Source organism: Clostridium cibarium (assembly GCF_014836335.1).
In the GTDB taxonomy this organism is placed as follows: Bacteria; Bacillota; Clostridia; order Clostridiales; family Clostridiaceae; genus Clostridium; species Clostridium cibarium.
In genome coordinates this window covers 15102-28110 of sequence record NZ_JACSRA010000037.1, presented here as the reverse complement: position 1 = coordinate 28110, position 13009 = coordinate 15102, and the positions used below count along the sequence as shown (strand labels likewise).

At 30.3% G+C, this 13009-nt stretch carries 11 protein-coding genes; 7 read left to right on the top strand and 4 right to left on the bottom strand.

Annotated elements, in window-relative coordinates:
• Window positions 1-255: 255 nt before the first annotated feature.
• A complete protein-coding gene (locus H9661_RS17580) occupies window positions 256-2094 on the top strand; it encodes an APC family permease (RefSeq protein ID WP_191770071.1) in 1839 nt (612 codons plus the stop codon).
• Between the two features lie 34 nt (window positions 2095-2128).
• On the opposite strand, the gene H9661_RS17575 is transcribed toward H9661_RS17580, so the two are convergent.
• Window positions 2129-3538 (bottom strand): aspartate ammonia-lyase, encoded by a 1410-nt coding sequence (locus H9661_RS17575; protein WP_191770069.1) that lies wholly within the window; start codon window positions 3536-3538, stop codon window positions 2129-2131.
• Window positions 3539-3922: 384 nt separating this feature from the next.
• Here H9661_RS17575 and H9661_RS17570 point away from each other — a divergent pair, with 384 nt between their 5' ends.
• Window positions 3923-4363 carry an Lrp/AsnC family transcriptional regulator gene (locus tag H9661_RS17570; protein WP_143315081.1) on the top strand — a complete coding sequence of 147 codons (441 nt, stop codon included), beginning with the start codon at window positions 3923-3925 and terminating at the stop codon, window positions 4361-4363.
• Between the two features lie 42 nt (window positions 4364-4405).
• Here the strand turns inward: H9661_RS17570 and H9661_RS17565 are convergent, their stop codons facing one another.
• Entirely contained in the window at window positions 4406-4561 is a 156-nt protein-coding gene (locus tag H9661_RS17565; protein WP_185966708.1) for a hypothetical protein, read from the bottom strand.
• A gap of 244 nt (window positions 4562-4805) precedes the next feature.
• On the opposite strand from H9661_RS17565, the gene H9661_RS17560 reads away from it, so the two are divergent.
• Genes H9661_RS17560 through H9661_RS17550 form a run of 3 tightly spaced genes read left to right on the top strand, consistent with a single transcriptional unit; the run spans window position 4806 to window position 8360 of the window.
• On the top strand, window positions 4806-5558 hold the full coding sequence (locus tag H9661_RS17560; protein WP_191770067.1) for a DeoR/GlpR family DNA-binding transcription regulator: 753 nt from the start codon (window positions 4806-4808) through the stop codon (window positions 5556-5558).
• Window positions 5558-6463, top strand: coding sequence for a 1-phosphofructokinase (gene pfkB, locus H9661_RS17555; RefSeq protein WP_191770064.1), 906 nt, complete (start codon window positions 5558-5560; stop codon window positions 6461-6463). The genes H9661_RS17560 and pfkB overlap by 1 nt, the downstream gene beginning before the upstream one ends.
• Before the next feature lie 19 nt (window positions 6464-6482).
• Window positions 6483-8360 carry a PTS fructose transporter subunit IIABC gene (locus tag H9661_RS17550; protein ID WP_143315084.1) on the top strand — a complete coding sequence of 626 codons (1878 nt, stop codon included), beginning with the start codon at window positions 6483-6485 and terminating at the stop codon, window positions 8358-8360.
• A gap of 48 nt (window positions 8361-8408) precedes the next feature.
• Here H9661_RS17550 and H9661_RS17545 read toward each other — a convergent pair whose 3' ends face one another.
• A complete protein-coding gene (locus tag H9661_RS17545; RefSeq protein ID WP_191770062.1) occupies window positions 8409-9962 on the bottom strand; it encodes a ClC family H(+)/Cl(-) exchange transporter in 1554 nt (517 codons plus the stop codon).
• Between the two features lie 344 nt (window positions 9963-10306).
• On the opposite strand from H9661_RS17545, the gene H9661_RS17540 reads away from it, so the two are divergent.
• Together H9661_RS17540 and H9661_RS17535 are read left to right on the top strand one after the other, a co-directional pair.
• Complete coding sequence (locus H9661_RS17540; RefSeq protein WP_143315112.1) at window positions 10307-11083, top strand: class I SAM-dependent methyltransferase; 777 nt, start codon at window positions 10307-10309, stop codon at window positions 11081-11083.
• Window positions 11084-11411: 328 nt separating this feature from the next.
• The gene (locus H9661_RS17535) at window positions 11412-12509 is read left to right on the top strand and encodes a PQQ-dependent sugar dehydrogenase (RefSeq protein ID WP_191770060.1); all 1098 of its coding nucleotides are present in this window, start codon (window positions 11412-11414) and stop codon (window positions 12507-12509) included.
• A 64-nt stretch (window positions 12510-12573) separates the two neighbouring features.
• Here H9661_RS17535 and H9661_RS17530 read toward each other — a convergent pair whose 3' ends face one another.
• Complete coding sequence (locus tag H9661_RS17530; RefSeq protein ID WP_143315087.1) at window positions 12574-12936, bottom strand: DUF6483 family protein; 363 nt, start codon at window positions 12934-12936, stop codon at window positions 12574-12576.
• Between the last annotated feature and the right edge of the window lie 73 nt (window positions 12937-13009).

The window sequence follows — 13009 nt, the reverse complement described above, 5'->3', positions numbered from 1 at the left end:
GAATTAGATAAATAGGATGTTTGATATAAAGAGTGGATTCATAATTTATTCACAAAATGCGAAAAATAATTGCAAACATCGAAAGAGGACGAAAAATGATAAAAAATAAGAAAAAAGAGATATTGTAAACGTATTTATAGTCTAAAAAAAGAATTTACTTTAAAATACTACGAATATATAATTTGATGGTATCTCAAGAAATACCAATTTTAAAAATAAGTATATTTGTTTTAAGTTAATTAGCGGAGGAAGAAAATGTTTAAGAAAATTCAATCCTTATTTTTAGGGAAGGCCTTAAAGACTACTGAACTTACTAGCGAAAAATATAGCATTGTTTGGGGATTACCAGTATTATCAAGTGATGCTATTTCATCAGTGGCATATGCTTGTGAGGAGATATTAATGGTATTAATACCAGCATTACAAATTGCAGCATATAAACCTTTAGGATATGTAGCTTTAGCAATTACAGTACTGTTAAGCATACTTATATTTTCCTATAGACAAACTATAGATTGTTATCCAAATGGAGGAGGATCTTACATAGTTGCAACTGATAATTTAGGAAAAACACCTGGACTTATTGCTGCAGCATCCCTTACCATTGATTATGTATTAACTGTGGCTGTTAGTACATGTGCAGGAACGGCTGCTATAACTTCAGCTTTTCCAAGTCTTTTACCGTATAAAGTCATAATAACTGTAGCTCTTATTTCACTTTTAGCTTTAGGTAATTTAAGAGGAATGAAAGATTCAGCAAAATTATTTGGAATACCTACATATTTATTTATATTATCAATACTTATTATGATTTTAACAGGAATTTTTAAAGTCTTAGTTTTAGGACAAACCCCTGAAGCAGCAGTACAATTAACTGAGCCAATGCAAGATTTAACTATTGTATTGTTCTTAAGAGCATTTTCAGCAGGATGTACAGCACTTACAGGAGTTGAGGCAGTAAGTGATGGTATACCCAATTTTAAAGAACCATCACAAAAAAATGCTAAGATAGTACTTGGGCTTTTAGCTGGAATTGTTTTTGTGATTTTTGGCGGAGTTTCTTATTTAGCAACTATGTACCAAGCTGTTCCTTTTCAGGATAGAACTGTAGTAGCCCAAATTGCTATCCAAATTTTTGGACAACATAGCATAATGTTTTATGTTGTACAAGCTACCACTGCAGTTATTCTAGTAATGGCAGCTAATACTGCTTTTGCAGATTTACCACTGCTTTTATCTTATTTGGCAAGAGATGGATATATAGCGAGGCAGTTCTCTAGCAGAGGAAAGAGATTGAGTTTTTCTAATGGAATTGTATTATTATTTTTAATATCGTCAGGGCTAGTAATAGTAGTTGGAGCAAATTCACATCATTTGATTCCACTATATTCAGTTGGTGTATTTATTTCTTTTACACTATCACAATTTGGTATGTTTAAAAGATGGTTTAGAACAAAAGAAGGAAATTGGAAACATAAAGCTCTAATTAATGGACTTGGTGGAACAGTTACAGCAATAACTTGTGTAATAATAGCTGTTAATAAATTCTTTGATGGAGCATGGATAATAATTTTATGTATTCCTTTCTTAGTTTTAGTGATGACAAGAATTAAGAGACACTATGAAAAAGTTAGAGAAAATTTAAAGGTTGATAAAGAGCCGAGCGAATTGATATTTAAACAAAAAATGCCAAACCACATAATTGTGCCTCTGCAAACTATTAATAAATCTTTTATAAAGAGCTTAAATTACTCTCTAGTTATAGGAGATTCAATAGAAGTTTATCATGTTAGCACCGATGAAGAACAAACTAAAAAATTAGTAGAAAAGTATAATAAACTTGGTATTGATATTTCACTAGTGATAGAACAAGCACCATATAGAAATGTAAATGAAACTCTTATAAATTATGTTGATAAAAAGCAAGGTGAACTAAATAAATGTGAAATGCTTACAATAGTTATGCCTCAATTTACAATATATAAGTGGTGGTATAAAATACTTCACAATCAAACATCTATGTTTTTAAGACAATCATTTAAAAAGAGAAGAAATGTTGCAGTAGTAACTATACCATATATAATACATGAATAAAAAAGTGGCTATTAGCCACTTTTTTTATTTAGAGTTATATAGCAAAACTAGTCATTTTTATTCCAGGGTCAGTCATGGAATCATAGTCTAGTATGCTATCTAATTCACTTTCTGTTAAGAGTTTTTCTTTTAATATAATAGTTCTAATTGATTCGCCTGTTTTTAAGGAAGTTTTAGCTATTTCTGCTGACTTTTTGTATCCTATGTGAGGACAAAGAGCAGTAGCAGTGCAGACACTTTTATCTAGAAGTTCCATACATCTATCTTTATTTGCTGTTATTCCAGTAATACAATTGTCAGTTAATGTTTTTACTGCATTTGTTAAGGTTTCTATAGATTCAAATAAGTTATAAAATAGCACTGGTTCAAAAGCATTAAGTTCTAATTGTCCAGATTCAGCTGCCATTGTAATAGTAAAGTCATTTCCTATTATATTAAAGGCAACTTGAGACATAACTTCAGGGATAACTGGGTTAATCTTACCTGGCATTATAGATGATCCATTTTGTTTGCTTGGTAGATTAATTTCAGCTAAGCCTGTTTTTGGACCACTTGAAAGTAAACGTAAATCGTTTGATATTTTAGAAAGATTAATAGCACAGGTTTTAAGAGTAGCTGAAATAGTGACAAACCCATCTAAGTTTTGTGTAGCATCAATTAAATCTTCTGATTGATTGAGTTTTAAATTTGTAACTTCTTGAAGGGTATGAGTAATGTTGCATATATAGAAGTTACTTGCATTTATTGATGTTCCAATAGCAGTGGCACCTATATTCAGCGAACGCATTTCATTTTGAACTTTATTAAGTCTATTAATATCTCTTTGTATCACAGCTGAAAAGGCGTGAAATGATTGCCCAAGTCTAATAGGTACAGCATCTTGAAGTTGTGTTCTACCTATTTTCACTATAGAATCGAATTCTTTTGATTTTTGAATTAATGCTTTATTAAGTTGGTTTAATTCTAAAATACATTTTGGAAGGAGTTTTAAAACAGTCAGTTTACCGGCAGTTGGAAAAACATCGTTTGTAGATTGTGCCATATTAACATGATCATTTGGATGAACAATGCTATAGTCTCCTTTAGTTCCGCCTAAAAGTTCAATGGCACGGTTGGCTATAACTTCATTAGCATTCATATTGCTTGAAGTACCGGCACCACCTTGTATAGGATCTACAACGAATTCATTGCGAAATTTTCCATTAATAATTTCATTACAAGCAGTTATAATGGCGTCCGCAATTGAATCTTTTAAAATGCCTCCATTTTTATTAGTAATGGCAGCAGCTTTTTTTATTTCAGCAAGACTAACAATAAAATCTTTACTTAGTTTTCTATTAGTTATAGGAAAGTTCTCTTTAGCTCTTAAAGATTGAACTCCATAATATGCATTTTCAGGTACATTCATACTACCTATTGAGTCAAATTCTATTCTTGTTTTCATAATGATCCCCCGTTTCATATCTTTAATATAAACGAGAATATCACTTTGAAATTACAAAGTAAATGATATATAAATAACTATGAATAATAACTAGTTTAAAGATTTTTAACTTAAATATATTAGTTTTTTGTTAAGTTACCTTTATAAATCAAACATTATATATTTAATAAAACCTAACTAAGTAACAGGATAGTAATTGACAGAAACTTTAAAATATTCTGTGGGCTAATAAGTGAACTTAAAAAATTTAAGTTTTTAATAAATTAGGGCTTGTATTTATATCAAAAAAATATTATCATATATATATAGATGCAAGGGAGCATATTATAGCGTAGCTATAATATGCTCTTTTTTTATAATTATTTGAGAAATAGGGGTGTCAAGATGGACAAGGTAGACTTAAAACTTTTAAAACTTTTACAAGAGAATGCACGTTATCCTCTTAAACAACTAGCTGAGCAAGTTTTTTTATCTCCTCCTGCAGTTTCAGCAAGAATAGATAAGCTTGAAAAATCAGGTATAATAACAGGTTATCGAGCTACGGTAAATCAATTAGAATTGGGATATAATATAGTGGCTTTTATAAATTTGGCAATGAGTCCAAAGCTAAAACCAGAATTTTATCCATTTATAAATGCTTGTCCAAATGTTATTGAGTGTAACTGTGTTACAGGAAGCTATTCCATGCTTATTAAAGTGGCTTATCATACAACTATTGAACTAGATACATTTATAGGACATTTGCAAAAATTCGGAAATACTGAGACTCAGATAGTATTTTCAACTCCTGTTGAAACAAGAGGAATATCAGTAACTTGTGATTAAATATAATTAAAATCAGCCAATTCTTTGGCTGATTTTAATTATTTAGAAGCCTCTTTTTTTTGCTTCTATTCCACTTTCATTTATTCCAGGTTGTTTAATAGTAGTATTAAAGCTATTTTTAGCATATTGGTCTTGAGATTTAAATCCATTTTTTAAGTAGTTTTCTTTAGTAAACTCTCTTTTGTTTTCATACCTCATAAAATCATCTCCTTCAATAACTGTATATAACAATAGTATTCCTTAATGAAGAGCAAACAATGCTAATAATAATTGCCTTTACAAATAGAATTATCCTTTAAAGATGGATGCGTCTAACAAATAAGAGAAATTGGTATTATTTATGAAAAAATGACTGTATTTGATTGAAAATGAATGTTTTTGATTAAAATGTGTTGACATGTGACTTGTTTTGAAGTATATTATGTTTAAGGAAGTGATGTAAATGTTAACAGAAGAAAGACATAGGTTGATTTTAAGTAAATTAGAAAGGGAGTCTGTAGTTCATGTAAACGATTTGGTTAACTATTTAAATTCATCTGAATCAACAATTAGAAGGGATTTAAACACACTTCATAAAGAAGGAAAATTAAATAAGGTTCACGGTGGTGCTACATCTATTAAACAAGTATCAATTAATACAAAAGAAGAAATAGTTGAACTTAGACAAAATTTAAATTTAGATGAAAAACTTAAAATAGCAAGGGAAGCTGCAAGGCTCATTAAACCAAACGATATGGTTTATCTTGATGCAGGTACAACTACTGAATTAATGATTGATTTTATTGAAGAAAAGAATGCGGTATTTGTTACCAATGGAATAGTTCATGCAAAAAAATTAATTCAGAATCATTGCAAAACATATATTTTGGGTGGTGAGTTAAAGCTAATTACAGAAGCTATAGTAGGTGTAGAAGCTATTAATAGTTTGAGAAAGTATAATTTTACCAAAGGTTTTTTTGGTACAAATGGTGTAGATAAACAAAGAGGATATACTACGCCAGATATAAGTGAATCAATGGTAAAAGAAGAAGCAATTAATAGAAGTAAGAAATCATATATATTATGTGATACATCTAAATTTGAGCAAATAAGTTCTATAACTTTTGGAGAAATTAATAAGGCAATAATAATTACAACAAAATTAAAAGATAAATTATACAAAGAAATGACGAAAATAATGGAGGTGGATATTTAGTGATTTATACAATTACTTTCAATCCTGCTTTAGACTATATTGTTAAAGTAGAGGACTTTAGATTAGGAGAAGTTAATAGAACTTCTTCAGAAGAAATTTATGCAGGAGGTAAGGGAATAAATGTATCAATTGTTTTGAGAAATCTAGGAATAGATAATAAAGCTCTTGGTTATATTGCTGGATTCACTGGAAGAGAAATAGAAAAAAAAGTTAAAGAATTTGGATGCAAGACTGATTTTATTGAATTAAATGAAGGAATGTCTAGGATTAATGTGAAAATTAAGGCATCTGAGGAATCAGAGATTAATGGAAGTGGACCATCTATTACCGAAAAAGACTTGGAAAAGCTTTATATAAAGTTAGAAGAATTATCTAATGATGACATTCTAGTTTTAGCTGGAAGTATTCCAAAAACATTACCAGAGAATATTTATGAGACTATAATGCAAAGATTAAATGATAGAGGCATTAAGTTTATAGTAGATACAACTGGTAAGTTATTAATGAATGTTTTAAAATATAGTCCTTTTTTAATTAAACCAAACCATCATGAATTAGCAGAACTCTTTAATGTAGAGTTGAAAAATGAAGATGATATAGTTTATTATGCTAAAAAGCTTATAGACTTGGGAGCACAAAATGTTGTTATATCTAGGGCAGGTGATGGAGCTATATTAGTAAATTCAAAGTTAGAAGTTTTTAAAAGCGATGTACCTAAAGGTGTTTTAAAGAATTCCGTAGGAGCTGGTGACTCTATGGTAGCTGGTTTCATTGCAGGATATTTAAAGAATAAAGATTTAGTTGAAGCTTTTAAAATGGGTGTTGCAACAGGAAGTGCAAGTGCATTTTCAGAAGGTTTAGCAACTGAAGAAAAAGTATACGAATTACTTAATCAGATAAAATAATTTCTAGGAGGTAAGTTTTATGAAAATAACCGATTTATTAAAGGCAACTGGAATTGAATTAAATCCTAACGTTAAGACTAAGAGTGAGGCTATTGATAAACTTGTAGACTTAATGAGTTTAACTGGAAATTTACGTGATAAGGACGCATATAAAAAAGCAGTTCTTGAAAGAGAAAGTTTAAGTACAACAGGTATTGGTGAAGGGATAGCAATTCCTCATGCAAAGACTACAGCTGTTAAAAATGCAGGACTTTCTGCAATAGTTCTTAAAGATGGTATTGATTTTGATTCACTTGATGGTGAACCAGCTAAATTATTTTTCTTAATAGCAGCACCAGAAGGTGAAAATAATTTACACTTAGATGTATTAGCTAGATTATCTACTATCTTAATGGATACTGATTTTAAGAATAAATTAATTAATGCTAAGTCTAAAGAAGAATTCTTAAGTTTAATAGATTCTAAAGAAAATGATAAGATAAAAGAACAAAATAACAAAGAACAAAAATCAGGATATAGAGTTTTAGCTGTAACAGCATGCCCAACAGGTATTGCTCATACATTTATGGCAGCTGAAAGCCTTGAAAATAAGGCTAAAGAAATGGGAGTTTCAATAAAGGTTGAAACAAACGGATCTGGCGGAGCTAAAAATGTTTTAACTAAAGAAGAAATTAAAAACTGTGAATGTATCATTGTAGCAGCTGACAAAAAAGTTGAAATGGCTAGATTTGATGGAAAAAGAGTAATTCAAACAAAAGTAGCTAATGGTATTCATAAATCAGAAGAATTAATTAACAAAGCTACTAATGGAACTGCACCAATCTATCATCATGAAGGTGGAGCATCTGAAGAAGGGCAAGATTCAGGAGAAAAAGAAGGAATAGGAAGACAAATTTATAAACACTTAATGAATGGTGTTTCACATATGTTACCATTTGTAATAGGTGGAGGTATACTAATTGCACTAGCATTCCTTTTAGATGATTATAGTATTGATCCTTCAAAATTCGGATCTAATACACCGCTAGCAGCATTCTTTAAGAATGTTGGAGGAACAGCATTTGGATTTATGTTACCAATACTTGCAGGTTTTATTGCAATGAGTATAGCTGATAGACCAGCACTAGCTGTTGGATTTGTTGGTGGAGCTTTAGCAAACGCTGGAGGTTCAGGTTTCCTAGGTGCATTACTTGCAGGATTTATATCAGGTTACTTAGTTCTTGGTTTAAAGAAGGTATTTGATAAGTTACCAGCTTCCTTAGAAGGTTTAAAACCAGTTTTATTATATCCTTTCTTTGGTATATTACTAATTGGATTTATAATAGTAATTATCGTAAATCCACCAGTATCAGGTTTAAATAATGCAATTAATGGTTTCTTAGCAGGTATGGGTTCAAGCAGTAAGATTTTACTTGGTGCATTACTAGGTGGAATGATGGCAATAGATATGGGTGGTCCTTTCAATAAGGCAGCGTATGTATTTGGTACAGCATCACTTGCAAGCGGACAATTTGATATAATGGCAGCTGTTATGGCTGGAGGTATGGTACCACCACTTGCAATAGCATTATGTACAACTTTCTTTAAAAATAAATTTACAAAGAGAGAAAGACAATCAGGTATAACTAACTACATAATGGGATTATCATTTATTACTGAAGGTGCAATTCCTTTTGCAGCAGCAGATCCAATAAGAGTTATACCATCTTGTATAGTAGGTTCAGCAGTAGCTGGAGCAGTATCTATGGCTTTTGGATGTGGGCTAAGAGCACCACATGGTGGAATATTCGTTCTACCAGTTATAAGCAATCCATTAGGATATGCAATTGCTATAGTTGCAGGTGCAGTTGTAGGTATGATATTATTAGCTATTCTTAAGAAAAGAGTAGAAGAATAAACAAAAAAAATTCCTATTGACTAAAATAGTCAATAGGAATTTTTTTATTTAATATACAGTAGTAAGAGCTTCTAATGACTCACGTATTTTCCATTCATTAGATAAATCTGTCATAGTCAAAATCTCATCTCCAGCTTTTAAAATTGTATCACCTTTGGGAACTATGGTAGCTTGCCCTCTTTTTATAGACACAATAAGTGCGTTAGGTGGTAATACTATATCTTTTATTGTTTTGTTTTCAGCTTTAGACCCAAAATGAATTATATTTGCTATAATTATTTTTTTCGTGCTCTCTTTATGATATTCATTAATATTATTTTTCTTTAATAACGAATCTAATAAAGAATCATAAATTGGTTTACTTTTAAAAGCTTCAGCTACAATATAAGCTATTATTGAAACAATTGTTAAGGATAATAAATGGCTAAGGGAATTTGTCATTTCAGTAATTAGAATTATTCCTGTAATTGGAGCTCTTACTATTGCAGTAAAATATCCTGCCATTGATATAATTATAAAGTTATTGAAAAATTCTGGATTTACACCAAAATAATTTATTACTACATATCCAAAAAGAGCACCTATGCTTCCACCAATTATAAGAAGTGGAAAGAATATTCCTCCAGGTGCACCTGAACCAAAGCTAATCATAGAAAAAATAAACTTTCCAATTAAAATCAAAATCAGTAATTCTAAGGTAGAACTAAGGGATAAACTTTCAATCACGGCATGTCCACCACATAAAACCACGGGAAAAATTAATCCTATAACTCCAGCAAAAAGAAAAGGAATTATCATTTTTGTAGAAGATTTTAACTTGATTTTTCCGTAAATTTTTTGAGAATTTAATGTGCACCAATTATAAAACACTCCTGATATTCCAAGTATAAGTCCAAGTATAATAAGAAGCCAATAGTTAGTTAGAGGAATAGGAGTAGTTTTACCAAAATTGAAAACTGGTTGAAGCCCAAAAAATTCTTTAGCTATAAAATCTGAAGCCACAGCTGCAGTTATAGTAGATAGTAGAACAAGAGGAGAGAAATATTTATAAATTTCTTCCAATGAAAACAAAACTCCTGATAATGGCGCATTAAAGGCAGCAGCAAGTCCAGCGCTAGCACCACTACTCATAAGTAATCGCCTCTCTAACCTAGAACTTTTAAATTTTTTGCTTAATATATCTCCAGTACAAGCACCTAATTGAACTGATGGACCTTCTCTTCCTAGAGATAATCCGGAGATAATAGATAAAACTCCACCAATAAACTTATAAAAGATAATAGAAATAGGTCTATTTGTTAAATAGCCTCCAACTATACCTTTTACTTGAGGAATTCCACTTCCACCTGAAAAGGGTTCTTTTTCTACAATTTTTCCAACAATCCATCCAATTATGGCTAAAATAATAAAACAAAAGGGAATTATCCACTTATTATTACGTTGAAAGTTATAAAATATAAATGAATATTCTTCAGCATAAGCTAAAGCATATCTGTATAGTATTGCTACAAAGGAAGTCATGACTCCTACCAATAGTGATTTTAATACTAGCTTAAGTTTACTAGTACTACTATTAGTAATAATGTCAAAATTGTTACTCATAATTTTCACCTCAACATCCATTATATAACTTTATAGATAATTATGAAAAGCTTGGACTTAACAAATGTATTTTTAAAAATACATTTATTTATTAAAATATTTTATATATAGGAAATAAGCATATTCTTATATGGTAATATTCCTGTATGGTAATATTCTTAAGAATATGCTGATATAATGCGGGTTTCGGAAGATTTACCTAGTATGACGATTTTATTTTAGGATTTATAAAGAAAATTTATATTTTAACTGAAATTTATAGTATAATATTTCTTAGAATGTAAAGGGAGTGTAGCTAAGAGAGTGAAGCTACCAAATTAATAATGGATGGGGAACATAAAGAGATGACAATGGAATTAGAAAAGTACTACAATAAATTTTGTGAAGATAAAAGATTAACGAGAAGACATGGACAAGTTGAATATATCACTTCCATGAAGTATATTCACCATTACCTAGTAGGTAATGATAATGCAAAAATTTTAGATGTTGGAGCAGGCACAGGGAGATACTCTGTACAATTAGCCAATGAAGGATATGATGTTACTGCAATTGAACTTGTGAAGCATAATCTAGGTGTTTTAAAATCAAAAGGAAGTTCAGTAAAAGCAATGCACGGAACAGCATTAGATTTATCAAGATTTCCAGAAAACACATTTGATGTGACATTGGTGTTTGGACCGATGTATCATTTATATAAATTTGAAGACAAAGTGAAAGCTTTGCAAGAGGCAAAAAGAGTAACCAAGGTTGGTGGTGTTATATTAGTAGCATACTGTATGAACGAGTATAGCATATTAACATATGGTTTTAAGGAAAATAATATTCGTGCTAGTATAGATAATGGAAAAGTTACTGACGATTTTCACGTTGTATCGGAACCAGAAGATCTATATGATTATGTAAGAATAGAAGATATTAATAAATTAAATGAGGAAGTAAGATTGCAGAGAATAAAGATAATTGCAGCAGATGGACCAGCTAATTACATGAGACCTATTTTGAATGCTATGGATGAAGATACTTTTAAGCTTTTTATTAGTTATCATTTTACTACTTGTGAAAGAGAAGATTTGCTTGGAGCAAGTGCACATACGTTAGATATCTTGAGAAAAGAATAAGGTTATGAAAAGATATATTTAAAATATATTACATAGAATAAATGGACAAGTAGATTTTATATTAGGTAAGATATATATTATAAAATAGTTAGTAAAATATATGAAGTTTTACTAACTATTTTTTTGGGCAAAAATTAATGGAGAGCAATCTTAAAATAATGAATATTGAAGTAGTGTTAGCTTTCTTATTATATGAGGGCTATCGATTATGGTGGTACAGTTATCCCAATATATGAATAGTATGGCAATAGTGAAAGGATTAAAGTTAATAATGTAAAGCTACAATTTTTTTGAATTTTATATTTACTTAATTTTGGAGGATAGGTGTATGAATAAAATAGTTTACGATTTTCTTGTTAAAATAGCATATAGGAGTGAAGTAGTCAAGGTTAAGGAAAAATCGAAGGTATCAAGAGAATTTCCTTATGAAATTAAAGTTATAGCTGAAAATCTTTATGTACCTTGGGCTATTGCAATAAGTGATGAAAATAAACTATATGTTACAGAGCGGTCAGGAGCCATTAGAATTATAGAAGCTGGTAAACTTCTTCCACAGCCGCTAATCACATTCCACGAACCCTTTGTAAGTCAAGGAGAAGGTGGTCTAATGGGAATTGCCTTAGATCCAAATTATTCAGTAAACCGCTATATATATGTTATGCATTCATATTTAGAAGAGGGCAGAATTAACAATCGTATTGTAAGATTATTTGAAAGGGATAATAGGGCATCTATGGACAAAGTTCTTCTAGATAAAATTCCAGGTGGACAAATTCATAATGGTGGAAGGATAAAGATAGGTCCTGATAAGAGATTGTATATAACAGCAGGAGATGCAGGAAACTCTATGCTAGCTCAAGATCCTAAAAGTATGGTTGGAAAAATACTTAGAATAGAACTAGATGGGAGCATTCCAAAGGATAATCCAATTGTTAATTCACCTGTTTATAGCTTAGGACATAGAAATCCACAAGGTTTAGACTGGAATTCAAAAAATGTCTTGTATGAATCTGAGCATGGACAATCAGCCCATGATGAGATAAACATAATAAAACCAGGAGCTAATTATGGATGGCCTATAGTTCAGGGAGATGAAGGTTCTAAGAAAGTAATAATAGAAAAACCATTAATACACAGTGGAGAAGAGACATGGGCACCATCTGGTATTACTTTCGTAAATAAAGGTCCTTGGAAGGGAAAATTACTTGTTACCAATTTACGTGGGAGACAATTAATGGCTATATCATTTAATGGGAATGGAACAGTAGTTAAGAAGGTAGAGTCTTGGTTTAAGAATGAATACGGACGCTTACGTGAAGTTATTCAGGCTAAAGATGGTTCCATTTACCTTGCAACAAGTAATAGGGATGGTAGAGGAAACCCTGATGTATTAGATGATAAAATTATTAAGCTTACTTTAAAATAAAGTGATTTTTACAAAGCCAATGTTTATTTTCATAAACGTTGGCTTTGTTATAGTGATATTAAATTTAATCCTCTAATTTTTTTATATTTTCTAATCCTTGAATTATTCTTTTCTTTGAGAAATTATATTTTGTAAGTTTACTTTCATCCCATTCACTTATTTCCTTATAAAAAGATAAAGCTATTTCAAAACTTCGTCTAGATTTACGTGATTTTACTGCTTCAAATATTATTTTTTCTGCTTCATCTAGTTTACCTTCATGGACATATTTGTTAACCATAATTTCCAATAATCCATCTTCTGAAATACTAACATTATCTTCTTCAAATTTAATATTGCTTTCTATAGCGTCTTTTCCTGAAGTAATAGCAACTAACATTTTCCCAATTGATTCTATTAATCTTTTCATGTAATCACTTTCAAACATTTACAAATCCCCTCCCTAACCCCAAGTATTAGATAACTAGAAATACTTTACAAATTTTATTATAATTATATAT

Coding starts and splice junctions, on each gene's coding strand:
- H9661_RS17580 (WP_191770071.1), top strand. CDS start 256: ATGTTTAAGAAAATTCAATCCTTATTTTTAGGGAAGGCCTTAAAGACT.
- H9661_RS17575 (WP_191770069.1), bottom strand. CDS start 3,538: ATGAAAACAAGAATAGAATTTGACTCAATAGGTAGTATGAATGTACCT.
- H9661_RS17570 (WP_143315081.1), top strand. CDS start 3,923: ATGGACAAGGTAGACTTAAAACTTTTAAAACTTTTACAAGAGAATGCA.
- H9661_RS17565 (WP_185966708.1), bottom strand. CDS start 4,561: ATGAGGTATGAAAACAAAAGAGAGTTTACTAAAGAAAACTACTTAAAA.
- H9661_RS17560 (WP_191770067.1), top strand. CDS start 4,806: ATGTTAACAGAAGAAAGACATAGGTTGATTTTAAGTAAATTAGAAAGG.
- H9661_RS17550 (WP_143315084.1), top strand. CDS start 6,483: ATGAAAATAACCGATTTATTAAAGGCAACTGGAATTGAATTAAATCCT.
- H9661_RS17545 (WP_191770062.1), bottom strand. CDS start 9,962: ATGAGTAACAATTTTGACATTATTACTAATAGTAGTACTAGTAAACTT.
- H9661_RS17540 (WP_143315112.1), top strand. CDS start 10,307: ATGACAATGGAATTAGAAAAGTACTACAATAAATTTTGTGAAGATAAA.
- H9661_RS17535 (WP_191770060.1), top strand. CDS start 11,412: ATGAATAAAATAGTTTACGATTTTCTTGTTAAAATAGCATATAGGAGT.
- H9661_RS17530 (WP_143315087.1), bottom strand. CDS start 12,936: ATGTTTGAAAGTGATTACATGAAAAGATTAATAGAATCAATTGGGAAA.